Source organism: uncultured Mucilaginibacter sp., assembly GCF_903893715.1.
Lineage (GTDB): Bacteria > Bacteroidota > Bacteroidia > Sphingobacteriales > Sphingobacteriaceae > Mucilaginibacter.
In genome coordinates this window covers 78,712-103,304 of record NZ_CAITNG010000047.1, presented here as the reverse complement: position 1 = coordinate 103,304, position 24,593 = coordinate 78,712, and the positions used below count along the sequence as shown (strand labels likewise).

Sequence of the window (24,593 nt, the reverse complement as noted above, 5' to 3'; positions counted from 1 at the left end):
TTTGTCGAACACTTTGATAAAGCCATCGTTCGAAATAACGGCATAGAATGAACTATACGTTCAAAATTTCTTTTATATCAGCAATGATCTTATTTGCCAGATTATTCGCCACGGTTTCCGAATCTCCTTCCGAATAAATACGGATGATGGGTTCGGTATTTGAACGGCGCAGGTGTACCCATTGCTTGTCAAATTCAATTTTTAAACCATCAATGGTGCTATGCGGTTGTTTTTTGTATTTCTCTTCCACTTTTAACAGCAGCGCATCAATGTCCATTTCGGGTGTCAGGGTAATCTTGTTCTTCGAAATGAAGTAGTTTGGATAAGTGTGCTTCAGTGTAGATATGCTCTTACCAAACTTAGCCAGGTGTGTTAAAAATAAAGCGATACCCACCAAAGCATCACGACCATAGTGCGACGCCGGATAAATTACCCCGCCGTTGCCTTCACCGCCAATAACCGCGTTGGTTTCTTTCATTTTGTTTACTACGTTCACTTCGCCTACCGCGGCGGCATTGTATTCACCACCTGCAAGCTCGGTCACATCGCGCAAAGCACGGGTTGACGACAGGTTGGATACGGTATTGCCCTTATGGTTCTTCAATACATAATCGGCTACGGCTACCAGTGTGTATTCTTCACCAAATACGTTTCCGTCTTCGCAAACAAAGCACAGGCGGTCCACATCCGGGTCAACGGCTATACCGAGGTCGGCATGTTTGGCCAATACCGTGCTCGATAGCTCCGTCAGGTTTTCGGGCAGCGGCTCCGGGTTATGCGGGAATTGACCATCGGGCTCGCAAAACAGTTTGTAAACGGTTTTAACTCCCAATGCTTCCAGCAAAGCCGGTACAAATATGCCGCCCGATGAGTTTACGCAGTCTATCACCACTTTAAAATTGGCTTTCGCGATTGCTTTCACGTCCACAAATTCCAAACCTAAAATATGGTCGATATGCTTTTGCATATAGGTATCGTCGATAGTGCGTTTGCCCAAATCGCTTACCTCGGCATATTTAAAATCGCTTTTTTCGGCAATTTCCAGTATCTCCAAACCATCGGCTTCGCTCACAAATTCGCCATTGGCATTCAATAATTTTAAAGCGTTCCATTGTTTAGGGTTATGGCTTGCGGTGAGGATGATTCCTCCGCCGGCTTTTTCTATCGGTACGGCAATTTCGACAGTTGGTGTGGTTGAAAGGCCAACATCCACCACATCGATACCTAAGCCTTGCAACGTACCTACCACGATATTGAGCACCATTTCGCCCGAGATGCGGGCATCGCGGCCAACCACTATTTTTTTGATACCCGATTTGGCAACCGCCCACGACCCATAGGCCGAAGTGAATTTAACGATATCCAATGGCGTTAAGCCATCGCCAACCGCACCGCCAATGGTGCCACGTATCCCGGAAATTGATTTAATCAGCGTCAAACTATAAATATTTAACTGCAAAAATAACATTATTTGCCCGATAGGCAACGCCCCGACTTTGTCAAATTAGCTATATTTGCCAACATGCCCCAGCAGCTCATCGAATTTGACCGCCACTTATTTTACCTCATCAATAGTGGGCTGAGCAATCCTTTTTTTGATTGGTTGATGCCCATTATGCGCAATAAGCTGATATGGATACCCTTATACATTGCCATTACGGGTTTTTGCATTTACAAATACAAGAAGGTTGGCCTATACATTATTGTGACGCTACTGCTGGCCTTTGCCGTTGCCGATTATGGCAGCGCATCACTCATAAAACCGATATTTAAGCGGGTGCGGCCATGTAATGAACCCGCGTTATCGCATACCATCATCAAACGGATACCGGGGTCGGGGTACGGCTTTCCATCATCGCATGCAAGCGACCACTTTGCCATAGCGATAGTTTTGTGCCTGATATTTGGCACGCGCTGGCGATGGGTATGGTACGTCGCTTTGCTGTGGGCTGCCACTATCAGCTTTGCGCAAGTATATGTTGGGGTGCATTACCCACTCGACGTTACCGGCGGAGCCATATACGGCTTAGTGGTGGGGTGGCTGATGGTATTATTGTTCAAAAAATTACAACCGGGGTTTAAGGCATGAGGGTTTGGCAATTATTGTTACTGTTTGGATGCGCCTTTTTGGGTGGGATGAGCATTTTCCTGCTCAAGGGAAAGGATAATACAAAATTATTGAAACTGGTGCTATCGTTCAGCGGGGCATTTTTGTTTGCGATAACGGTTTTGCATTTGATACCAGACGCTTATCATGGTAACGACAACCTGGTGGGCGTGTTTATATTGGGTGGTTTTTTGTTCCAGATTGTATTGGAGCAATTTTCGGACGGGGTAGAGCATGGGCATATCCATAAACCACATGCGGGTCACGTGGTGTTTCCTTTCGCTATACTCATTAGCCTTTGTTTGCATGCTTTTTTGGAAGGGATGCCATTGGCGCAGGGCTATCAAAACCAATTAGTCTTTGGTATCGCGCTGCACCACATACCTGCATCGTTCGCGCTGGCAAGTGTTATGCTGGCCAATAAAGTAACCAAAAATAAAATTATTGCCTGCTTATTCCTGTTTGCGATAATGGCGCCGGTGGGCTACTTTTTTAGCGATACCCTAAGCCACAGTACCGTTTGGAACCTGCAACAATACTTTAACCGCATTATGGGTATTGTTATCGGTATCTTTTTGCATATCTCCACCACCATCCTTTTCGAATCGAGCGAAGGGCACCGGTTTAATCTTAAAAAAATGGTGGTAGTGCTCTTGGGTATCAGTATACCGCTTATCGGGTTTTTAATTGAACTTTGAGGAAGGTCATTGGGGCATTAGGTCATTGAGTCATTTTTTATTGCTAAAAATATCCAGCAGGCAATAACTTAATGATAAATGACCTAATGACTAAATTATCCCCTCAACTTATCCAACAACTCACTCAGCTTTCCGGCTTCTTCTTCGGTCAGGTTATCTTTGAAAACATCGCGGGTTTTAAATTCGGCATCGATGCGGGCCAGAATAGCCAGGCCTTCTTCGCTGATGCGGATATCAACGGCGCGGCGGTCCTTATTGTTGGTGCAGCGGGTAACCAATTGCTTTTGTACCAGGCGGTCGACAATACGCGACGCATCGGACATTTTATCCAGCATACGCTCTTTCAACAGGTTTACAGTTGATGGTTTTGGCAATTGCCCACGCAAAATACGCAGCACATTGTATTGCTGTTGTGTAAGGTTATGTTTTTCAAATTCCAGGCGCATCACGTTGGAAAACCAACCATAGGTAAATACCAGGTTGACCACCGCGCGATGGTAGTTATCTTCAAACTTACTCTGTATTTCTTTATCAATCTGCATTGTCATTCCTCAACTTCAACTCAAATATGACGATTTTATTTTGATTTTGTTTGTTCTCCATCCGTCTTACCGAAGTTCCAGGGGCAATGCAGGCATTTGTTCTGGCAGCAATAACCCCGTTTCAGGTGATATTCTTTGGTAAACACAAAATTACCATCGTCGTTAATATAATAATCTTCGCCCTCTACCAGCATCATTTCAATAATTTAACTACAATGCTATCCTTAAAATGTTCTTTCAAATGGGTGCCATCGCCGTGCAGTGTCCATACCTGCTTTGGCTTAACAAAGTTAACACATTGCAGTATATCGTTCCAATCCACATGGTCTGATATGTAGAGCGTGTCGTTCTCGTTTGCCTGCAGGTTTTTCCATCCCGAAGCAAAAAGGCGCTTTACGCCCGTAGCCTTAAAATAACTGTCGAAGGTAAAGGGCGGAACGATGTACACAAACTCGTCCTGTTGCTTCATCAGTTTGCGCTCGTATATTTTATATTTTCCGGGGCTAAAACCATGTTTCTCGTACACCAAATTGATGGGCATAATTTTATGATGCACCAGTATCTTTTTTTGCGGGCACCAGGTGCTGATAAGCTTTATTAAACGCTGGCTTTTACCCAAAGCATACGCGCCAAGCAAAATATTGCTTTTTATATTGTTAAGTTTTTTTATTTCGGTAACCGGGTCGGGGTGTTGGGTTGCCGGGTTGGCAAAGGTGGTTTCGGTAATCAAAACATCGGCTTGTACCCAATCGATGGGTTCGCAGGTATCATCGGGTTGTACTTTGTAATCGCCGGTATAGAGGTATTTAATGCCCTGATATTCCATTAATACCTGCGCAGAACCGAGGATATGCCCGGCAGATATGAGAGTGATTTTCACCTCCCCCATCGAAAACATTTCATGAAATTTATACGTCTCAAATACTTTGGAGGCAGTTTTTCCATAGCGCAGCAGCATTAAATCGGCAGTGACTTCGGTACAATAAGCGGTTTTGTTGCCGGCGACGGCATGGTCACCATGAGCGTGCGAAATGACGGCTTTTTCGACAGGCTGTTTGGAGTCGAGGTAAAAATCGCCGTAACGGCAATATAAACCGTTATCGTTTATCACGATAAAATCATCCAATATCATAAAGCGGCGGCCATTTGTAAAAACTGTTGGTGCAATGCCAGTACCTGGGGTATCACCAATTCTGTATCATCATTAACGATGGTATAGTCGGCCAATTTGATTTTTTCGTCATCGGTCATTTGTTTGGCATTACGTGCTAATACCTCCTCGCGGCTGATGCTGTCGCGGCGCATCACACGGTTGATACGTACCTCTAAAGGGGCATAAACCATAATGGCCTTATCGCATAGTTTATAGGAGCATGCCTCGAAAAGCAGCGCGGCTTCTTTAAGGATGTAGGGCACATGGCCAACCTGCGCCACCCAGGCATCAAAAGCCCTAAAGGTAGCCGGGTGAACGATGGCGTTCAGCTTTTCGAGCCTGTCGGCATCGTTAAACACAATATTGGCAATGTATTTGCGGTTAAGGCTGCCATCGGCAAAATAGGCTTCAGAGCCAAATTCCTGTTTTATGGCTGCTATCAGGATATCATCTTCAACCATTACACGTTTGGCATGGTCGTCGGCATAAAAAACGGGGACGCCCAATACCTCGAATACTTTGCTTACCGTGGTTTTGCCACTGCCTATTCCACCTGTTATCCCGATTTTCAGCATTATTGGTTAACGATAAAATCCACGTTTTGAGGCTCAATCCTCACTACTTTACAATATTTGGGTACGCGTGTTATGGTAACGGGCAATTGGTGATAGCCTTTGTCGCGCCATAAATTCAGGTCGGCTATGGCATCAAAATAGCTTTCATCGATGGTGGTATAGCTGCTCAGGGCCACGGTAAAAGTAATTTTAACCTTTTGCGGGAATACCTTTACGTTGTAGTAATCTTTATTGTTAATGAGTTTAACGGGTACATACAGTGTTTTTTCGGTAAACTCCTCCACGGGTATTTTTACCTGTACGGCCCTGGGGTAAATGTTCATGTTCGATTCGGGAACACCTAACAAACGCACGGTTTTTTCTACGGTGTCCGATACGTCGTCCATAATCAATGGCTCTGTTTTCCAGGAGGTGATGTTGGCGATCACATTTTCGGGGCCACTGACAGTTACATAATCGGGCCTGAAGCTGGTATTGCCCGAGACGGTGTACTGGTGCTGGTAGGTTATTTTTGATTGCAACTGTATGGGCACACGCTTGGTAGCCCGCGATGAAAAATCGAAGTAAAGCGTATCAGGGTCCAAAGCAGCGATTTGTGGTTTGTCGGCCCATTTTTCGTTAATAGCTTTTAGTTGCGAGTTGAGTGTGATATAATTTTTGCTCTCCAGGTTTTTTAAGCTGACGGGTATGGTGCGGTCGGTAAAGTTCATTGTCGAGAATAGCAGGTCCCAACCTGTACCTTCAACCGTGGCGTCTACGGTATCGGCCTGCAGCGAGCGGAACGAACGGTGCGCCGGCGGGTTGATATAGGCAACGGCCACTTTGATATGGTATTTATCGGTTTTTGATAAGGTGGTGAGCACCCATGCCAAAAAAGCAAGTACCAGGCAGGTAAAAAATACCGACAGGCGCCTGCGCTCGTTTTTTGATAGTTTGATAATTGCCATGGTACGTTATCCCAAAATTATAAATAATTAGCCGCCGAAAGGCTTTAATCATTGCCGTTCAAAAAAAAAGCCCCACTTACGTGAGGCTATTAAATAGAAATTGTGCTTTCTACGATTTTACAGGCGTATTCAGCAGTTTTGATGCTTCTAAAGAAATGGCCGATTTGTCGAAACGTATTTTAACGCTATTGTCAACATCAATGGTTACCATGGTATCGGTAACATCAACTACGCGGCCGTGTATGCCTGCTGTGGTTACCACTTTGTCGCCTTTTTTCAGTTCTTCAACAAATTTTTTCTGGTCCTTTTGCTTTTTAACCTGCGGGCGGATCATGAAAAAATAAAATACTACGAATATAAGGCCAAACATCACAATGGTTTGAACCGGGATACCGCCTGGGCCTGCGGCTTGTAATAAAATAGTAGGGGTCATTTTTATTTTGTGTTTAATTATTTACTTGTTGTTACTTGGTTACTTCGCCAACCAGATGCACCATGTTATCGGCTGGATTGGTATTGGCGGTTACGGTAATCATTTTATCCTGCAAACCCGATTTGCCTTCGCTGTTAAAGGTTACCTTAATGGTGCCTTGCTCGCCGGGGTTTACGGGTGTTTTGGGCCACTCGGGTTTGGTGCAGCCGCAGGTGGCTGTGGCATCGCTGATAATGAGTGGTGCTTTGCCAGAGTTGATGAACGTAAAGTTATGTGTTACCGACGCGCCTTGTTTTATTTTACCAAAATCGAAAGCTATTTCGGTAAATTTAATGGCTGTTAGGGTATTTACCGTTTGTGTATTTGATTTGTTTGACTGATGACAGGCCATTAACATGCTTGCTGCTAAAAGGCCAAAAAGCATTTTTTTCATGTTATTCAATTAATCCTCTACCTGTTTTTTTGATTTTATTGTCAGCTTTTAGCTCCGCTAAAATTTTGTCTAAGATACCGTTTATAAATGAATTGCTCTTCGGTGTACTAAATTCCTTCGAAATTTCCAGGTACTCGTTGATGGTTACCTTAACAGGAACCGATGGAAAATGCAGGAACTCGGCAAGAGCCAGTTTCATCAGCAAAGTGTCCATCATGGCGATACGATCGGGCTCCCAGTTTTGGGTTTTGGTGGCAATCATTTCCTGGAAAGTTTCGTCGTAGCGAACAGCCTGCTGAAAAAGGTTGATGATAAACTCGCGGTCTTCATCCCAATTCACCACCACTTCGGCCAGTTTGTTTTTTTCGGGTTCTTCGTAAGCGAAATTTTTAAATGTTTTGGCGATGAGTGCCTGCAACACGTCTTTATCAACGGGCCAGTAGATAAACTTATCTTCAAAAACCTGCTCGGCTATGGACGATTTTAGTATCACCTTTTTGAAAATAAATTTGATGATATCCTTATCCGAATGAATGGTATCGTCGGTTTTTTCGAGGTAGGTCTTGTAATCATCGGAAGCTTTCAATGTCGCGAAAAGCGATTTGGTCAACTCCGGATCAAAATCCCAAATAACTTTATATTTTTTTAAGTGCGAGAGGTACTCTTTGTTTTTATTAAGCGAGGTGATAAAGGTATTGCCCAATATTTTGAGGTTAGGCTTCAAGTCGGCCTCGGTGGGCAAAAACTTGTTCGACATGGCCGTAGCATCGGTATCGGCATATTGAGCTACTTCGTTGATGAGCGAAAGCATCCAAATGTACATTTCCTGTACCTTGTCGACACTTTGGATTAGTGACTTTTCGTAAACTTTGATATCCTTTTTTTCGGATTGATGGTAAGCATACAATGACTGTAATACTTTTACGCGCAGGTGCCTTCTGTTTAGCATGTGATAAGAACGATTTTGTCCGTTAAAAAACGAACGAAGTTAAACTATGTTTTATTAGTATGATGTTTTTATTTTTTTGATGTCGGCTATCCGTTTTTCGGCAATTTTATTTGCAGCCAGGATAGTGGAAATGTTTTCGGCTTTGGAAAGTTTTAAAACATTCCTAATAGCGTCGTAAATATTTTCGGTCAGTTGTAAAGTACGTTTTTTGTTAAAGCCCGCAATCTCCGAATACATATTGATTAAACCACCGGCGTTGATTACATAATCGGGCGCGTATAGTATGCCTTTTTCGAGCAGCATTTTACCATGTACCTGTTCGTCTTCCAGCTGGCTATTTGCCGAACCGGCTATGATGGCGCACTTTAAGCGGTTGATGGTTTGGGTATTGATGGTTGCCCCCAAAGCGCAGGGTGCGTATATATCCACATCGAGGTCAAATATACTATTATGCTCCACTGCTTCGGCACCATATTTTTTGGCCACCTGGCGCAAACGGTCTTCGTCGATATCACTTACATATACTTTGGCGTTTTCGTCGCGCAGCAACCTAACCAAATGCTCGCCTACCTGGCCCGTGCCTTGTACCGCTATGGATTTACCCGTTAAAGTATCGTTACCGTATAACTCCTTCAAACAACCTTTTATCCCCATAAACACACCGCGTGCCGCAACCGGTCCCGGGTCGCCGCTCCCGCCAATGCTTTCGGGCAGGCCGCTTACGTGTTCGGTTTCCATACGGATGTATTCCATATCGCGGGTGTTGGTGCCCACATCTTCGGCGGTAATGTATTCACCGTTCAGGTTTTTTACAAACTTACCGAACATGCGTAATAAGGCCTCGGTTTTATCTTTGCGCGAATCGCCGATGATAACAGCCGAACCGCCGCCCAGATTGAGGCCCGTGATGGCCGCCTTATACGTCATGCTGCGTGAAAGGCGCAAAACATCCTGCAAAGCATCGTTTTCGGTTTTGTAGGGCCACATGCGTGTACCGCCTAAGGCAGGGCCTAAAGTGGTATCGTGTATAGCGATGATGGCTTTTAAGCCGGTGGCAACATCGTTACAGAAGACCACCTTTTGGTGTGCAAAAATATTGAGCTGGTTAAATACCGAGGTATCGTTGGTTGTTTGCGCTGACATTTTTGACAAGAAGAATAAAGGTTCGATGTTTGGGTCAAAAGTAGGTGTTTTTTTTAATTATATAATATTTGTGATTTTTATTATCAACAATTGGGCAAAAACCGCGGCTTAATCATTTCAGGTCTGTTTATATTTGCCGCTTAGGCAGACGGTAGTGGACAGAAAGCAATTTATCATACTCATTTTAATTTTAGGGTTCATCACAGCGCTGGGTGCGTTTTCTATCGACATGTACCTGCCGGCGTTTACGGCCATCGCTGCCGACCTGCATACCGATGTGTCGGGCGTACAGTTATCCTTAGCGAGTTATTTTTTCGGCATATCGGCCGGGCAGTTGCTGTATGGCCCCCTGCTCGATCGTTACGGACGTAAAAAACCTTTGTTTATTGGCTTATCGGTATATGTGGCAGCTTCGCTGGCCTGCGCGGCAACCCATTCCATCCATTTGCTCATCGCTTTGCGGCTGCTGCAGGCGCTGGGTGGTTGCGCCGGTATTGTGGCCGCGAGGGCTTTGGTGCGCGACCTGTTCCCGGTAACGGAGATAGCCAAGGTTTTATCGCTGCTGTTGCTGGTACTCATCGTATCACCCATGCTGGCACCCACCATTGGCGGCTACGTAAGCGCTTATTGGGGTTGGCATTATATATTTATCATTTTAGCGGCAATTGCTGTGGTGGTTATTGTAGCCTGCGCTATTTGGCTACCGGCAGGCCGTAAACCCGATACCAACTTGTCGTTAAAACCGGAACATATCGCTGCCAACTACTACAGCGTATTTAAGCATCCGCAGTTTTACGTTTATGCCATTACTGGCGGTATAGCCTTGGGCAGTCAATATGCCTATCTTTCGGGCTCATCGTATGTCTTCATCTCGTACTATCACGTAGATAAAGCGCACTTTGGTTACCTGTTCGCTTTTATTGCCGCCGGACTTATCGCTTTTAGCCAGTTAAACAGTGTGGTCATCAAAAAATATTCGAGCGAGGGCTTGATGAAGACGGCGCTCATCATTCAGTGCTTTATCGGCGTAGGCTTATTTGGTGTTACCTACAGCGGGCATATGGGCCTTGTTGGTATGGTGGGGACTATTTTTACTTTTTTGTGCATCCAGGGTTTCATTACGCCCAACGCGGCCGCATTATCGTTGGCGCCTTTTGCCAAACAGGCGGGCATCGCTTCGGCATTGATGGGTTTTTTACAGCTCGGTATTGGTTCGCTGTCGTCGGCCATAGTCAGTTTTTTGAACGAGGGCAGGCTCTCCCCCATCCCCATGACGGGCGTAATGACGACATTCACTATTTTAGGGCTTATTTACCTGCATGTAAGTAGTAAAAACATCAGCAAACAGGAGTTTACGGAACCCGCACTGGATAACATCACCTTACACGAATAAATGGCAAAGAAACCTGTAACACAAAAACCAACACCGGCCAGCATTGCTGCCAAAAGCATTAAAATAAGCCGCATCGCCGCCAAAGCGGTGGTGAGGGTATTGTTATTTCTTATCCTGATGGCGTTTGTGCCGTTTTTTACCAATAACGGCTGGCAAAAGCGACTCGATAAGGTATATATTGTTATGCCCAACAAATGGGTATTGGTTTACCCGGCTATTGTGGTCATCGGCTTTATGAGCATATTTATTGTCGCCGTGAGGCAGAAATTCAGTAAAGCCGATGTAAACTGGCTATTGGTGGTGAGTACGCTGGTGCTGATTGCATGCGGGGTGACTTTCGCAGTTAGGCTGTCGCACTTACTCCATTAGACAGTTTGTCAATGATTAATATTCTTCGCGTTGGTTAAGTTATAGGTGTTTTTATCGGGCGATATAATGGTTACGTTTTTGAGGTCAATATCGCTGGCTTCTGTAATGTAGACCGCTTTTTTGGCCGATATTTTGATATTGTTGAAATACAGGTGGTTTACCTGCGCATCGGGCAGGCCGATGATGGAGATAGCCGTTTTGGCGCCGTTACAGTAAATATCGCTCAGGTGAAAATCCTGAAAGAAGGGTGTTTTATCATTGGTTTCGGGAGGATTGGTATGTCCCGCGCCGCCGTCCTCATAATAACTGCTGAACAGGATGGCTTCGTTCAGGATGTCGCGCATAAAAACATGGTCGATATAGATGTTGTGCACCAGTCCGCCCCTGCCTTTGTTGCTTTTGATGCGGATGCCGATATCGGTGTTTACAAAATTGCAGTTGGTTACCCAGATGTTGTTCATACCGGCATCGGTATTGCTGCCCACCACAAAGCCACCGTGCGCATGGTAAACAATGTTTTCGGCAATAATGATGTTCTCCAATCCGGCGGTGCCCTTTTCGGTTGTCCCGCTCGATTTCATACAGATGCCATCATCCCCCGCATGTACCGTGCAATGGTAAACAATCGCGTTTTTACAGCTCGACAAATCGATAGCATCCCCGTTTTGGGCGTAGTATTCATTCTCGATCTTTACATTACGGATGATTAGGTTGGTTATATTTTTAGGGTTAAAGGCAAAATTTGGTGAATTTTTGAACGTCGGTCCGTCAATCATTACGTTCTTACTGCTGGCAATACTTACTTCTATAGGGCGTAAACGGTCGTTTTCCGATGCTTCTTTGGTTGGGTACCACATATCGCCGTTCTTATTGAGCACCCCGCCCGACTTGGTCAGTTCGTTCCACAAGGTAGGCGCTGCCTTGCCCTGTTTTAAGGGGCGCCAGGTATCGCCGGCACCATCAAAAATGCCGTTACCGGTAACAGCTACATTCTCCAGTTTTTCGCCATATAGTTGCGGTTTGCCGCGGCCGCCGCTCATGGTAAACAAGGAGTGGTCGCTGCTGAACAGCACCAGTGTTCCCCATTCGGTATGGAGGTTTACATTGCTTTTCAGCTCGATAGGCCCGGTGAGCCAGTCGCCAGCCGGTATCAATACCGTACCGCCGCCCGCTGCCGAGCAGGCATCAATTGCTTTCGCGATTGCTACGGTGTTGAGGGTCTGCCCATCGCCAACAGCGCCGTAATCTTTGATGTCGAATGTACGTGCAGGGAACACCGGTTCGCTTATATCACCCATTTTAAAGGGCGCGTTTTTTATATACCAGGCCATATCGTGTTCCTGTGCGCAGGCGGAATTTTTGAAAATGCCTGTTATAGCTGCAATGGTTAATAGAAATAGGAAATGCTTTTTCATCGGGAAATAGTAATTGGTAAGCAATGCTAAGCAGTTTTAACGCTAAAATGAATGATTTGTGCCGATTTATTTGTGCAATCGTTCCCGATAGCAATGTGCAAATGTGAGTATGTGCAGACGTGCAAATTATTTATCGTTTTATTGAAGGATGGCAAAAGAATTGCATGTATGTTTTTGAGATCAACAATATCTAAAATCAAAACACCATGGCAAAGTATTCGGAAAAAGCGCAGGAGTATGTTGAGGAAAACATGCGCGAAATGAAAGAAGGCAAATTGAAAAGCAGCAGCGGCCAAAAGGTAACCAATCCTAAGCAGGCTATTGCCATTGGCTTATCGGAAGCAAGGAAAGATGGGCTAAAGGTACCGAAGAAGAAAGACTAAAATCAAAAAGCGCCGTTGTTTTACAACGGCGCTTAACTATGCAACTATTTAGCTTTACTTTTTATCCGGCTTTGCGGCGGGCGCGACTTTGGGTTCGGTGCTGTCTTTATTTGTATCCATCATCTCCATCAGTTTCAAGCCTAATAAACCGCTGATCGGGCCATCGGTGCCATTGGAGCCACCTATCAATACTTCAGGCATTACCTTGATATGGTTCTTTCCAATCTCTTCGGTAATCTTGAATTTGGTAAAGTTATCACCACCCATGGCCTTCACCTGTAACTCGTAGGCTTCCGCTGTGGATTTACCGATGGCCATGATTTTTTCGGCTTCAGCCAAACCCGTTTTAGAAATCCTTTCGGCCTCAGCGGAAGCGTTCAGCTTAGTCGACTCTGCTTGCGCGGCTGCCCTCACCCTTGTGGCCTCACCTTCGGCCTCGGCACGCATTTTTGTGGCGGCAGCCTCCGCGTTTAACTGTAATTTCATGCTGGTAGCCTCACCTTCCGATTTCTTAACGGCAGCGTCGGCTGTGCGTTGGGCAATCTCCACACTCTGCTGTGCCTTCACTATTTCCTTTTGTATTTCGGCAATGGCTGTTTCCTTTTCAACACCCTGGCGTTGTACCTGTGCCATACGTTGCGTTTCGTAGGTTTTTTCTTCCTCTTGCGCTATTTTACGGTCGGTCAAGGTTTTCATCAAAGCTTCCGGCGGAACGATATCGCCGATAAGGGTATCTACGGCGTTCACGTTATATTCTTCCAAAACCACGGCGATATGCTGTTTAGCTGATTCCTGTCTTTCTTTACGGGTGATCAGGAACGATATCACATCGCTGTCTTGCGCCGAGTTACGGAAGTAGTTACCAATAGTAGGCTCCAGCACCTGCGATACCAGGTTCAACATACTACCAAACCTTGCGATAACCTTTGGCGCCTCATTCGCGGGGATGTGAATAATCTGTGCCACGTCCAAATTAAAAGGGAAGCCATCTTTTGAACGTACGGTAATGGTACACAAGTTTTTATCGAGGTTATGCGCCTCGCTGCGGGCATTGGCCCAGTTCAATACCAGGTTTGTGGTTGGTACAAGCTCTACCTTCATGGTAAAGGTATTGATAGGGTAACGGCCCGGGCCAAGCGGCTCCATCCACACACCACGGAAGCCTTTGCCCACAATGTTACCATGTTTAAAGTGCTCGCCTGTAAGGTCTTTGCCGTCTTCGCCGATGTACGATATCACCACACCTACGTACCCTATTGGCACTTCAGTCATCGGGATTTCCTCTATCTGCACAGCCCATTGGTTAATATTGTACGAGCCCGCCAGTACTATTTGGGGCTGCAAACCACGATTACCACCATTGGCCAAAAAGGCATCAATATCCTGGAAGTTATTGTGGCCTTCCACATGTTTACCGGCTATTTGGCCTATAGTAATAGGCTCACCATCGAGCACGGTAATCACACCAACTTTACTTTCGTGGATAACTGTCATATCCGCGATGGATATGGTAAAAGCATAGGTATTGATACGATAGGTACCTGCCGTGATGATGGCTGTTTGACGACCCTTTTGACCACCGTTGGTCAGAAATTTTTCGGCATCCTGAAAGTTGTCGCAATCCACTTTGCGGCCCAGGATGTTACCTGTAGGTATTTCGGCACCATCTTTCGATAGTATCAAACCAATTTTACCTTCGGGGATAACGGTAAACTCTTCCATCCGGATACCGTACTGCCAGGGGAACATAAACCAGTACAAGCCCGGCGCTAAGGCTTTTGCCTGAAAACCGGCCTCCCCTTTTGTAGCGATGATACGCCCGTCGGGTAATTCCTTATCCGTACCAAAAAGCACGAATTTTTTTGTAACCAAGCCAATCTTATCTTCGGGAATCATTACCATACCGAAGATGATGCGCAGGATAGTTTTGTAAAATAAAATACATAATAAGGGTATAATAACCCACCAATAAATTGCAAATAATTCATAATGTTTAAGTTAAATTTATAGCACTAAGTACCATACAAATAACATATTCAGCAAGAAAAACAGCCCTGAACCGTCTGCATCACAGTTTTTTTACCGGTTTATAAAAAAATGAGCTTAAGCAAAAAAATATATATTAAACAATTTGCCGATGGGCTATAATTATAAAACTTGCAATAATTTGCCCAATCAAATTCTTGGGCATAAAAAAACCATCCCGGCTATCAGGATGGTTTGTATCTGTTTTCTGCCCAAAACGGGCACTCTACGTAATTATTTTACTTTGAAAGCTACCATATAATCGCCCCAGGCAAATGACACTTTACCAGCAGGGTCTATCGCGAATTTTAACAATTCGGTAAAGGCGGGTGCTTTTTGGGTTTTAACTGTTACCCTGAACACATCAAAAGCATCGCTGTAAACTGTGCCCCATTCGGTGGTTTTTTTATTGATGATGATGGTCCATTCATCGGCACCGGGGATAGTCCAAAGGCTGTATTTACCAGCAGGCAAATCCTTACCTTCCAGTTTTACATCTTTGCTAAAAGAGATGGTAGTTTCTTCGTTGGCACCTGTTCGCCATACTTTGCCATCAAAAGGGGCTATCTCTTTACCAACGGTACGACCCTTAACACCGGGCTGGCTGTAAGCAATTTCGATGTTTACGCCATTTTTTAAGGTACCCCTAACGGTATCGGGCAAGCTTGGCCTTGGTTTTTTTGGGCCGGCCGGTTTAGCCATTGGCGGTTGTGGGGGTGGCGGCGGTGCCATGGTTTGCGCGGCGGCATTAAAAGCTAAAAACGTTCCGCATGCAAAAAGCGCGGACAATACTAATTTTTTCATGGTTGGATTTATTTTAATTGTTAATGTTTATTGGTCAGCAATTGATGATGCAATTTAGCATTTATCTGTCAACTACAACAATTAAGGCTTGGCCGCAAAAGAATCTATCATTCGCATGACAATGATGGCCTCTTCTATCGAACACAGGTTATCGCCTTTATCGCTAAAAAAGTTGACCACGCGTTCTATCATGGGTTGTTGTATGTGCTGCGGGTGGGTAAACTCTTCGATATGCACCTCATCGCTATCGCCGTTTTGCCAGGTTACCGTTTTACCGAAGAAGGGGAAAATGATGCTGCCTTCGCTGCCAACGATGAGGCACTCGTCTATCTGTTCTTCGTCATCCACGTTAAAACTCCAGGAGCCGTTCAATACCACATTGTTGGGGAAAAGTGCCAGGCCGGCGGTATGGTCGTCGGCCTGGGTGATGTGAGCCTGATTTAACGAGAAGCCGTGCAAATGGGTGGGCTCGCCAAAAAAGTAGAGCATCAGGTCGAGCTGGTGCGGCGACAGATCATGAAAGTACCCGCCTCCCGACAATGCCGGGTCGACACGCCAGGCATGCTCGGTATAAGTAATGAGTTGCGGCTTGCGCGATTGCCACATTTTTATCTGCACGGTACGCACATCGCCTATTTGTTTACGGTCCAACAAATCCTTTACAAATAAAAACATGGGCAGGGCGCGGCGGTAATGCGCTACGCTTAATTTAGCTGTAGATTTCCTCGCGGCTTCCGCGATTTCAATAGCTTCTTTGGCATTCAGGGTTACCGGCTTTTCAACATACACATTGAGGCCTTCGGCCAATGCCTTCAGGGTGTATTCTTTGTGGTAAACCGGGGGGGTGGCAATGTAAATGGAGTTGATCTCCGGATCGTTCAGTAACTCGTCGGCATCGCTGTACCATTTGCCTATGCCGTGTCGTTGGGCATAATCTGCAGCTTTGGCGGCATCGCGGCGCATAACCGCTATGATTTGGCTACCATCTACTTTGTTAAATGCGGGGCCGCTTTTTACTTCGGTTACGTCGCCGCAGCCGATGATGCCCCATTTTATAGTTTGTTGGTTCATTAGTTCATTAGTTGATTGGTGTCTGTCGGCTAACCAACTCCATCTTACTTTAATATCTCCTCTATCTTAGCCAATTCCTCGGTGCTAAATTTGATGTTATCTAAGCATTTCAGCGAGTCGGTAAGTTGCTCGGGGCGACTGGCGCCGATCAATACCGTGGTTACCTCATCGTGCCTTAATATCCAAGCCAGTGCCATTTGGGCCAAGCTTTGGCCGCGTTCTAATGCAATATCGTTTAGGCGTTTTATTTGCGACAGGCGTGCTTCGGTCAGGTTGTTTTCTGTTAAGAAACCAACGCCTTTTGCCACCCGCGAATCGGTCGGGATACCCGACAGGTATTTATTTGTCAATAAACCCTGTGCCAAAGGTGAAAACGGAATGCAGCCTACGCCTTCTTTACCTAACAACTCTAACAAGCCATCTTCCACCCAACGCTCGAACATAGAGTATTTGGGCTGGTGGATAAGGCAGGGTGTGCCTAATTCTTTTAATATTTTGATGGCCTCGGCGGCTTCCTTTGGTTTATAGTTGGATATGCCCACATACAAAGCCTTGCCCTGGCGAACGATCAAATCGAGGGCCGACATGGTTTCGTATAATGGTGTATCGGGGTCGGGGCGGTGGTGGTAGTATATATCCACATAGTCCAGGTCCATGCGTTTCAGGCTTTGGTTAAGGCTGGCAACCAGGTTCTTTTTGGAACCCCATTCGCCGTAAGGGCCTTCCCACATATAGTAACCGGCTTTGGTGCTGATGATCATCTCGTCGCGGTGCGAAGCAAAATCTTCTTTCAATATCCTGCCAAAATTGATCTCGGCCGAGCCCGGAGGCGGACCGTAATTGTTGGCCAAATCGAAATGGGTGATGCCGCTATCGAACGCGGTGTGCAGGGTTTTGCGGTACGTCGACATGGTATCCACATCGCCAAAGTTATGCCACAGGCCCAGCGACACGGCCGAAAGTTTGATACCGCTGTTACCGCAACGGCGGTACAGCATATTGGAATATCTGTTTGAAGCAGGAATATAGGTCATTGGAATAGATTTGCGGGTAAAAATAAAATTTAAACTGATATAAACTATCCTGCGGTGTATTAATATTAGTCTGGAGTCCTAAGTCAGAAGTCCGAAATTATTAATCCAAGTTAACTCAATCAACTTAGTCAACCCTATCAACCACTCTCCTAATCAACATATTCTAAAATATCCCCCGGCTGGCAATCCAGCGCTTTGCAAATGGCTTCGAGGGTTTCGAGGCGGATGGCTTTGGCTTTACCCGTTTTTAGGATGGACAAATTGGACAGCGTAATACCCACCCGCGCGCTTAGCTCGTTTAGCGACATTTTGCGCCGCGCCATCATCACATCCAGGTTTATAACAATAGGCATGATTTAGATGGTTAGTTCGGTTTCTTTTTGCAGTTCGGCGGCCCGGTCGGTAAAGCGGCTTAAAACTATGAGCATGATGCCGAGGTAAAAGTAATACCAATGGATTGTTTCTTCGGGCAGCCTGAACTGCCCGTTGGTGATGTACTGTACGTAACTGTTCAGCAATTTATACTTCTCATACTCCAATGGGCCGGTGATGGCAAGCAGGAAAAAGATATAACGGAAACCGTTGCTTACTTTTTTGGAGAAGGTTAAGGTACCTTTTCCCTGCCGTGTCATCAGATAGAATATCAAAACAAACAGGTACAACAGCCCGATATGGAAAATATCCATAAAGTTGAGGTTATCGGTACTGGTCATTTTCAGGATGAGGGCCTGCCATATGCTTTGCGGGTGCCATACCAATGTTCCCGTACCATCGCCTGTTACAAAGAGGTTATGGTTGGCCAAAGCGTGTTCTTTATAATCTGTAGCTTGCGCGGTAGGCGTTAATACGGGTATCCGCATGGTGCTTTTCGAGCTATCGTACGCATCGCTTATCGTAAAAAACAAAAAGAAAGTTACGACCAGAAAGAACGGCCATATTTCTATCGGTTTAGTGCTCGCTTTGCGCTCACCCCAAAAAAATTCAATGTCGCGGCCAAACAGGGTTAGTTTTTTCATGGGTTTAGATGGTTAGTTCGGCTTCTTGTTGTGTTTTTACTGCCGTATTGTAAAATGCCAAAATAGTCCGTATTACCCATAGGCCGCCAATAAAATAAAAAAGGTTAAAGTTTCCGTCATAATGAAAGCTGGCGTCATCTTGTATGGCTTTATTAACCCATTGCGTGGTGTACAAATATTTGGCATAGTCGACAACTATTATCCCAATGGCAAGATAACACAAGGTGTTAAACCGCCAATAAAGCCGATGGTTAAATGGGTCTGAGAAATCGAAGAGTAAAATCAATATAATGGCAAAAATACTTGTCGCTGCTTTCAAAAAGAAACTCACAAAACATTCGTCGTGCTCCCCGCCGCTCAGAAATAGGAAATCAATCAAGCCATTTCCTTGAAAATCAACTTTGGTTTTAGAAGTGATAAAAGGCACCGTGTATTTAACCCCTTTAAGTGCGACTGTACCGCCGGTATGCTTATTTTCTAATAATACGGAACGTTGCATAGTAAAATAACTTCCCATATCGGACATCAAAAAAAGAGCATACAATGATACCATAATAACAAACGACCCTTTTATTTGCGATACCGGCATAAACCAGTTGCCGACTGACTTTAAAGCCCCACTCCATTTATTCATAACCTGTTACGTATTTTATTTGGTTTTACAATGATAAAAACAATTTTTTAATTTATTGCAAAACAATAAATTTTTATTTTAAATCGGGTTGTTGAAATCAGGTAATATGTTAGTAAATTTTTTTTCGCAATTGGCTTGGAATGTTAATTTTTAGCAACATTTTCATATTATTGCACGTTGTATTGTATAATCAGAATAGCGCGTATATCTAACAGATGAGACAACTCAAAATAACCCAATCCATTACCAACCGTGAGTCGCAATCGCTCGACAAATACCTGCACGAAATTGGTAAGGTTGACCTGATAACTGCCGAAGAAGAAGTAATACTTGCGCAAAAGATACGTGAAGGCGACCAGGCCGCATTGGAACGCCTCACCAAAACCAACTTACGTTTTGTGGTATCGGTAGCTAAACAATACCAAAACCAGGGCCTTACGCTGGGCGATTTGATCAACGAAGGTAACTTAGGTTTGATAAAAGCCGCCAAACGTTTCGATGAGACGAAGGGTTTTAAATTTATATCGTACGCGGTTTGGTGGATACGGCAGAGCATATTACAGGCTATTGCCGAGCAATCGCGTATTGTGCGTTTGCCTTTGAATCAGGTAGGTTCGCTGAGCAAGATCAGCAAGGCTTTCAGCAAACTGGAGCAGGAATATGAGCGTGAGCCATCGCCGGAAGAACTGGCCGATATATTGGAGACCACCGTTGATAAAATTTCGGATACGCTCAGCAACTCGGGCCGACATGTATCCATGGACGCGCCGTTTGTGCAAGGTGAAGAGAATACGTTGTTGGACGTATTGGAAAACCACGAGCCGAATACCGATTTTAACCTTATTAATGAGTCATTGTCGGAAGAGATAAAACGTTCGTTATCCACCTTAACCGAGCGCGAGCGCGAAATTGTAGTGTTATTCTTTGGTTTGGGAGGCAGTTCGCCGCTTTCGTTAGAAGAGATCGGCGAGAAGTTCAACCTCACCCGCGAGCGTGTACGACAGATCAAGGACAAGGCCCTGCAGCGTTTGAGGCATACATCGAGAAGCAAGATATTGAAATCGTATTTAGGATAGCCTCCCTATCTTATTTTTTAACCACAAAGTTCACTGAGTGAGGAAACACAGAGCGACGCTGATTTACTTTTCTGTTAACTCTGTTAAAATCTCTGTGCATCTCTGTGGTTAACATTCTTTAACTTAGCCCATCATTTTTTTACTATTATGACTATCCCAATTTACCAGGCCGATGCCTTTACCGACCAGCTTTTTGGCGGTAACCCCGCAGCAATTTGTCCGTTGACCGAATGGCTGCCCGAAGCCACCATGCAGAAAATTGCCACCGAGAACAACCTTGCCGAAACCGCCTATTTTGTAAAACAGGGCGATGGTTACGGTCTGCGCTGGTTTACGCCGGAGTATGAGATAGATCTTTGCGGGCACGCTACGCTCGCTTCGGCGCATATTTTGTTTACCGAGTTGGGCTATGCCGAAAAAACCATCAACTTTTATACGCAAAAGGCCGGCACGCTGACAGTAACGAAAAACGGTGATAAATACACGCTCAATTTCCCGAGCAGGCCACCACAGCCTGTTGCAGCTCCGCCTCACCTTATTGAGTCGCTGGGCGGGAAACCGCCCGTAGAGATACTAAAGAGTCGTGATTACTTTTTGGTTTACGAAAGCGAACAAGATATACGCGATATGAAACCTGATTTTAACCTGATGGGCAAAGTGGATACCATTGGCGTTATTGTTACCGCTGTCGGCGATACGGTTGATTTTGTATCGCGCTTCTTCGCGCCATCGGCTGGGATAAATGAGGATCCGGTAACGGGCTCGGCGCATTGTAATTTGATACCGTATTGGGCCAGAAAGTTAGGCGAGGATAAATTGCACGCTTATCAAATATCTTCCCGCAAAGGTGAGTTATGGTGCGAGAACAAAGGTGAGCGCGTGCTGATGAGCGGCAAAGCGGTTACTTATTTGAAGGGGGAGATATACGTGTAAGTGACCACGTCATTGCGATCCGTTGGCTAGCGGAGAAGCAATCTCTGCACATACATGTCGAGGACACATATCTGAGACCTATCGCGCAGAGGTTGCTTCGTTCCTCGCAATGACGCTTTTATTAATAAGTTTAGTTTGCTACTCCCAGTAACACTTCTTTCTTCAACCCTTCAATCCAATTATTAAATAAACCCGACTCTATTTCAACGGCTTTGTTGGCGTGTGTTTGCCAATCCGGTGAGAAGGCTTTGAGCTGGTTGATCATTTCTTCCAAGTGTCCTTCTTCTTCCAGGATGATGGATTTTACGTTGACCTTGCTTCCCGCGGCATCCAGAGCAGTTTGGTAAACCGGGTAAAGCTCGTCCGCACGCACTTCGATGGCGTATGTAACTAAAAGGTATGCGGCGAAACGCAGGTCCCGGCCACTCAGTTTCAGCTCTGTTTTTAGGTAACGGCAAACTTCAACATCCAGCAGGTTAAGGTAGTATTTGCTTTGGGCAGGGGCTATCAGATACCGGGTGGCATAAGTTGGGCAAAGGTCATTCCCTACTTTCTCCAATTGCTTTTTGAGGTAGAAAGCGTGGCGGTGTTCTTCAGCCGCGTGTTTGAGGATGATATAGGTAACGGTCGCCATATCCTCGCTGGCCGAAATTTTGCGCGCGCCGGTATTTTCCATCAGCGAAAGCGTGTTTAGCCAACGCGCATGTAAACCATTATCAGCTACTATGGTATTCAGTAAGTTCTCCATTAAAATTTGTCTAAGGCCTCTTCAATTTTGCCGTAAATATAGTCCAGTTGGGCATCGGTTATGCAATATGGCGGTAAAATGTATAAGATGTTACCCAATGGGCGCAGGATAATGCCCTCGCCTAAAAAGTAGGCGTACAGTTTATCGCGCAAGCCGCTAAAGTAGGATGTATTGCTGCCCGTTTCCCACTCCATCGCAATGATAGTGCCCGTTTGGCGTATGGCTTTTAGTTTAGGATGTGATTTTATTTTAGCGCCAAAAGCTTTATGGCTGGCCTCGATGCGTTGGATATTGGCCATGGTTTCGGGCTGTAAAAACAAATCCATACTGGCCGACGCAGCAGTGCAGGCGATGGGGTTGGCGGTAAAGGAATGCCCGTGGAACAAGGTCTTCAATTTATCATCCGAAAGGAAGGCATCATAAATTTGCTGCGTGCAGGTGGTTATACCTAATGCCATCGAGCCACCGGTCAACCCTTTTGAGAAACACATGATATCGGGTTGCTGCTGCAGATGGTCGCAGGCGAAGGGTTTGCCGGTGCGGCCAAAGCCGGTCATTACTTCGTCGGCAATGGTTAATACACCTTCAGTTTGGCAATGCGCCATCAGTTCATCCAGGTATTTTGCCTCATACATCAACATCCCGCCCGAGCCTTGTATCAATGGCTCAAAAATAAAGCAGGCTAATTCGGAGTTTAGATGTGAGATATGGGATTTTAGACCTTCAATATTTTCAGCATCCGGCAAGTCAATAAACTCAACTTCAAACAACATCGAGTCGAAAGCTTTGGTAAACGCGCTGCGGCCGCTAACGGCCATGGCGCCAAAGGTATCGCCGTGGTAGGCGTTGTTAAAAGCCAATATTTTGGTACGATGAATACCCTGGTTGTTCCAGTATTGCAGGCACATTTTAAGGGCAACTTCAACAGCTGTTGAGCCGTTATCAGAGTAAAATACTTTGCCCTGGTTTTTCGGAATGATTTTTAACAAGCGCTCAGCCAGTTCAACCGCGATGGGATGCGTGAAGCCTGCGAATATCACATGCTCCAATTGCAGTGCCTGTTCATATATTTTTTGCGCAATGTGCGGGTGCGAATGCCCGTGGATATTGGTCCACCAGGATGATACAGCGTCGATATAGGTTTTACCGTCTTCGGCATACAACAAAGCGCCTTGCCCCTTTACTATCGGGATGGGCGGCAAAGCGGTTTGCATTTGGGTGTAAGGGTGCCATATTACGGCAAGGTCGCGTTCAACTAAGTCCATAGCCATCTTTTAATAATTCAACTACATATTTATCAACCGGGAAGGTGGCATCTTCCGGCGTTAATTCATCAATTTTAACCCAGCGGAATGATTGCTGTGGTTCGGTATCGCCATCAAAATCAAAAGCTTTGGTTTTAGTGGCCAGTTTAACCGGTTCGGTATTTTTTACGATATAGTAAACCGCGATGAGCTGTGTATCACCAAATATCGACTTTACAAAAAAATCGGTAGTATAATAATGTTGTACCACATCAACATCCAGGTTACATTCTTCTATAAATTCACGTTTCAGGCCATCTATCATACCTTCGCCGTACTCCAGGCCTCCACCCGGGAATTTGGAAAAACGCATGCCGCGCTCCCATTCATCGCTGATGAGTACCTGGTTATCTTCGTTTATCAATAAGCCATACACACGTACATTAAACTTGCTCATCTATTCAAAGTGTTTTTTATTGCGGGTAACGTTTTCCATGGTCCAAAAAATATCTTTCGATTTCGGCTCGGTGCGTATGAGGCAGTCGGGCATGTTACAATAATAGCAACATTCCGGTATGCATGGGTCGGTATGGATAAAAAACTCAGTTTTGATACTTACCTGGCTGTTTATCAAATCGTCCACCTCTTTCACTTCCTGGTGCACCCGGTTCAGGTCGAAATAGTTTGGCAAGGTTAAATGGCAGTCGATATGTAGTTCATTCCCATATTTTTGCGCACGCAAATTATGAATGTCAATCCAGGCTTCGTCGCGTTTGTCGTTCAAAATCTGCACAACATGTTCAACTATTTTAAAGTCAGCTTCGTCCATTAGTCCGGCTATGGATTTTCGGGTGAGCTTATATCCAACATAGCCAATATAAAATGCCACCAAAATGGATAGCAAGTTATCCAATATCTCCAACCGGGTAAAGTAGATGAGCACCAGGCCAACAACCAGGCCGATACTGGTTATCATATCGGTAATGAGGTGCCGACCATCTGCATCCAATGTCATCGATTGCAGCGTTTTTCCTTTATGGATGAGGAACCATCCTAAAAATCCGTTGATGATGCCTGTTATGCCGATGATAAAAGCACCTAACAGGATAGCGTGTATAGGATGGGGGCTAAAAATACCGAATGCCGATTTAAATATGATCATGAGGGCGGCAATCATGATGAGGATGCCCTCGACAAAAACAGAGAAAAACTCCACTTTTCCGTGCCCGTAAGGGTGGTTTTCATCTCGAGGCTGTGCCGAAAGATAGATACTGAAGAATGCGAAAGCGCTTGCCAAAACATTGACGATGCTCTCGGCGGCATCGGTCAATATAAAATTTGACGAGGTTAAAAGGTAGGCGGCAAATTTGGCAACCATTAAAAAGGTACCGGTAATTAACGAAATGAGTATGATGCGCCTTTGCTCGTTCAAGTAGGTGTTGAATTTGTCAAATTTATAAATAACAAG

General features: G+C 45.2%; 29 protein-coding genes. 7 read left to right on the top strand and 22 right to left on the bottom strand.

The genetic code is table 11. From position 1 onward, the window contains the following. Positions 1–52: 52 nt before the first annotated feature. Positions 53–1,438 carry a phosphoglucosamine mutase gene (gene glmM, locus QZX97_RS06355; protein ID WP_295655508.1) on the bottom strand — a complete coding sequence of 462 codons (1,386 nt, stop codon included), beginning with the start codon at positions 1,436–1,438 and terminating at the stop codon, positions 53–55. An 84-nt stretch (positions 1,439–1,522) separates the two neighbouring features. On the opposite strand from glmM, the gene QZX97_RS06350 reads away from it, so the two are divergent. Together QZX97_RS06350 and QZX97_RS06345 are read left to right on the top strand one after the other, a co-directional pair. Further along, positions 1,523–2,089, top strand: a complete 567-nt coding sequence (locus QZX97_RS06350) for a phosphatase PAP2 family protein (RefSeq protein WP_295655507.1) — start codon at positions 1,523–1,525, stop codon at positions 2,087–2,089. After that, positions 2,086–2,805: a ZIP family metal transporter gene (locus QZX97_RS06345; RefSeq protein WP_295655506.1), complete on the top strand. Its 720-nt coding sequence runs from the start codon at positions 2,086–2,088 to the stop codon at positions 2,803–2,805. Before QZX97_RS06350 ends, QZX97_RS06345 begins: the two co-directional genes overlap by 4 nt. Positions 2,806–2,900: 95 nt before the next feature. On the opposite strand, the gene QZX97_RS06340 is transcribed toward QZX97_RS06345, so the two are convergent. The 9 genes from QZX97_RS06340 to QZX97_RS06300 form a co-directional block, all read right to left on the bottom strand. Next, positions 2,901–3,347: a MarR family transcriptional regulator gene (locus tag QZX97_RS06340; protein ID WP_295655504.1), complete on the bottom strand. Its 447-nt coding sequence runs from the start codon at positions 3,345–3,347 to the stop codon at positions 2,901–2,903. A 35-nt stretch (positions 3,348–3,382) separates the two neighbouring features. Beyond that, complete coding sequence (locus QZX97_RS06335) at positions 3,383–3,544, bottom strand: DUF5522 domain-containing protein (protein ID WP_363152044.1); 162 nt, start codon at positions 3,542–3,544, stop codon at positions 3,383–3,385. Beyond that, positions 3,541–4,479, bottom strand: a complete 939-nt coding sequence (locus QZX97_RS06330) for an exonuclease (RefSeq protein ID WP_295655503.1) — start codon at positions 4,477–4,479, stop codon at positions 3,541–3,543. The genes QZX97_RS06335 and QZX97_RS06330 overlap by 4 nt, the downstream gene beginning before the upstream one ends. After that, positions 4,476–5,075 carry a dephospho-CoA kinase gene (coaE, locus tag QZX97_RS06325; RefSeq protein WP_295655502.1) on the bottom strand — a complete coding sequence of 200 codons (600 nt, stop codon included), beginning with the start codon at positions 5,073–5,075 and terminating at the stop codon, positions 4,476–4,478. Before coaE ends, QZX97_RS06330 begins: the two co-directional genes overlap by 4 nt. Next, entirely contained in the window at positions 5,075–6,022 is a 948-nt protein-coding gene (locus QZX97_RS06320) for a YbbR-like domain-containing protein (RefSeq protein ID WP_295655500.1), read from the bottom strand. Before QZX97_RS06320 ends, coaE begins: the two co-directional genes overlap by 1 nt. A 109-nt stretch (positions 6,023–6,131) precedes the next feature. Beyond that, positions 6,132–6,455, bottom strand: coding sequence for a preprotein translocase subunit YajC (gene yajC, locus QZX97_RS06315; protein WP_295655498.1), 324 nt, complete (start codon positions 6,453–6,455; stop codon positions 6,132–6,134). Positions 6,456–6,486: 31 nt separating this feature from the next. Then, positions 6,487–6,888 carry a DUF1573 domain-containing protein gene (locus QZX97_RS06310; protein ID WP_295655496.1) on the bottom strand — a complete coding sequence of 134 codons (402 nt, stop codon included), beginning with the start codon at positions 6,886–6,888 and terminating at the stop codon, positions 6,487–6,489. Position 6,889: 1 nt separating this feature from the next. After that, on the bottom strand, positions 6,890–7,837 hold the full coding sequence (gene nusB, locus QZX97_RS06305) for a transcription antitermination factor NusB (protein ID WP_295655494.1): 948 nt from the start codon (positions 7,835–7,837) through the stop codon (positions 6,890–6,892). Between the two features lie 54 nt (positions 7,838–7,891). Next, the gene (locus tag QZX97_RS06300; protein WP_295655492.1) at positions 7,892–8,980 is read right to left on the bottom strand and encodes a Glu/Leu/Phe/Val dehydrogenase dimerization domain-containing protein; all 1,089 of its coding nucleotides are present in this window, start codon (positions 8,978–8,980) and stop codon (positions 7,892–7,894) included. A gap of 154 nt (positions 8,981–9,134) precedes the next feature. On the opposite strand from QZX97_RS06300, the gene QZX97_RS06295 reads away from it, so the two are divergent. Beyond that, positions 9,135–10,373 carry a multidrug effflux MFS transporter gene (locus QZX97_RS06295; protein ID WP_295655490.1) on the top strand — a complete coding sequence of 413 codons (1,239 nt, stop codon included), beginning with the start codon at positions 9,135–9,137 and terminating at the stop codon, positions 10,371–10,373. Beyond that, a complete protein-coding gene (locus QZX97_RS06290; protein ID WP_295655488.1) occupies positions 10,374–10,742 on the top strand; it encodes a hypothetical protein in 369 nt (122 codons plus the stop codon). Between the two features lie 8 nt (positions 10,743–10,750). On the opposite strand, the gene QZX97_RS06285 is transcribed toward QZX97_RS06290, so the two are convergent. Beyond that, positions 10,751–12,157: a glycoside hydrolase family 28 protein gene (locus QZX97_RS06285; protein WP_295655487.1), complete on the bottom strand. Its 1,407-nt coding sequence runs from the start codon at positions 12,155–12,157 to the stop codon at positions 10,751–10,753. Between the two features lie 206 nt (positions 12,158–12,363). On the opposite strand from QZX97_RS06285, the gene QZX97_RS06280 reads away from it, so the two are divergent. Next, the gene (locus QZX97_RS06280) at positions 12,364–12,540 is read left to right on the top strand and encodes a DUF6496 domain-containing protein (RefSeq protein WP_295655485.1); all 177 of its coding nucleotides are present in this window, start codon (positions 12,364–12,366) and stop codon (positions 12,538–12,540) included. Positions 12,541–12,594: 54 nt separating this feature from the next. On the opposite strand, the gene QZX97_RS06275 is transcribed toward QZX97_RS06280, so the two are convergent. The 7 genes from QZX97_RS06275 to QZX97_RS06245 all read right to left on the bottom strand — a co-directional run bounded on the left by QZX97_RS06275 (position 12,595) and on the right by QZX97_RS06245 (position 18,989). Next, entirely contained in the window at positions 12,595–14,442 is a 1,848-nt protein-coding gene (locus QZX97_RS06275) for an SPFH domain-containing protein (RefSeq protein ID WP_295655483.1), read from the bottom strand. A gap of 357 nt (positions 14,443–14,799) precedes the next feature. Beyond that, positions 14,800–15,369, bottom strand: coding sequence for a DUF2911 domain-containing protein (locus QZX97_RS06270; protein WP_295655481.1), 570 nt, complete (start codon positions 15,367–15,369; stop codon positions 14,800–14,802). An 81-nt stretch (positions 15,370–15,450) separates the two neighbouring features. Beyond that, positions 15,451–16,440, bottom strand: coding sequence for a Gfo/Idh/MocA family oxidoreductase (locus QZX97_RS06265; protein ID WP_295655479.1), 990 nt, complete (start codon positions 16,438–16,440; stop codon positions 15,451–15,453). 44 nt (positions 16,441–16,484) lie between these two features. Beyond that, positions 16,485–17,474, bottom strand: a complete 990-nt coding sequence (mgrA, locus tag QZX97_RS06260) for an L-glyceraldehyde 3-phosphate reductase (protein ID WP_295655477.1) — start codon at positions 17,472–17,474, stop codon at positions 16,485–16,487. Positions 17,475–17,623: 149 nt separating this feature from the next. Continuing rightward, the gene (locus tag QZX97_RS06255) at positions 17,624–17,827 is read right to left on the bottom strand and encodes a helix-turn-helix transcriptional regulator (protein WP_295655475.1); all 204 of its coding nucleotides are present in this window, start codon (positions 17,825–17,827) and stop codon (positions 17,624–17,626) included. Positions 17,828–17,830: 3 nt separating this feature from the next. Next, positions 17,831–18,490 (bottom strand): hypothetical protein, encoded by a 660-nt coding sequence (locus QZX97_RS06250; RefSeq protein ID WP_295655474.1) that lies wholly within the window; start codon positions 18,488–18,490, stop codon positions 17,831–17,833. Positions 18,491–18,494: 4 nt separating this feature from the next. Then, positions 18,495–18,989, bottom strand: a complete 495-nt coding sequence (locus QZX97_RS06245; RefSeq protein WP_295664468.1) for a hypothetical protein — start codon at positions 18,987–18,989, stop codon at positions 18,495–18,497. Between the two features lie 350 nt (positions 18,990–19,339). On the opposite strand from QZX97_RS06245, the gene QZX97_RS06240 reads away from it, so the two are divergent. Both QZX97_RS06240 and QZX97_RS06235 read left to right on the top strand, forming a co-directional pair. After that, entirely contained in the window at positions 19,340–20,200 is an 861-nt protein-coding gene (locus tag QZX97_RS06240) for an RNA polymerase sigma factor RpoD/SigA (RefSeq protein ID WP_295655471.1), read from the top strand. Positions 20,201–20,347: 147 nt separating this feature from the next. Continuing rightward, complete coding sequence (locus QZX97_RS06235) at positions 20,348–21,133, top strand: PhzF family phenazine biosynthesis protein (protein ID WP_295655469.1); 786 nt, start codon at positions 20,348–20,350, stop codon at positions 21,131–21,133. Positions 21,134–21,263: 130 nt separating this feature from the next. Here the strand turns inward: QZX97_RS06235 and QZX97_RS06230 are convergent, their stop codons facing one another. From QZX97_RS06230 to QZX97_RS06215, 4 genes are read right to left on the bottom strand one after another with little or no spacing between them, the layout of a single operon-like run. Then, the gene (locus QZX97_RS06230; protein WP_295655467.1) at positions 21,264–21,881 is read right to left on the bottom strand and encodes a hypothetical protein; all 618 of its coding nucleotides are present in this window, start codon (positions 21,879–21,881) and stop codon (positions 21,264–21,266) included. Continuing rightward, a complete protein-coding gene (gene bioA, locus QZX97_RS06225) occupies positions 21,881–23,146 on the bottom strand; it encodes an adenosylmethionine--8-amino-7-oxononanoate transaminase (RefSeq protein WP_295655465.1) in 1,266 nt (421 codons plus the stop codon). The genes QZX97_RS06230 and bioA overlap by 1 nt, the downstream gene beginning before the upstream one ends. After that, complete coding sequence (locus tag QZX97_RS06220) at positions 23,133–23,582, bottom strand: NUDIX domain-containing protein (protein ID WP_295655463.1); 450 nt, start codon at positions 23,580–23,582, stop codon at positions 23,133–23,135. The genes bioA and QZX97_RS06220 overlap by 14 nt, the downstream gene beginning before the upstream one ends. Beyond that, positions 23,583–24,557, bottom strand: a complete 975-nt coding sequence (locus QZX97_RS06215) for a cation diffusion facilitator family transporter (protein WP_295655461.1) — start codon at positions 24,555–24,557, stop codon at positions 23,583–23,585. It lies immediately after the preceding gene. Between the last annotated feature and the right edge of the window lie 36 nt (positions 24,558–24,593).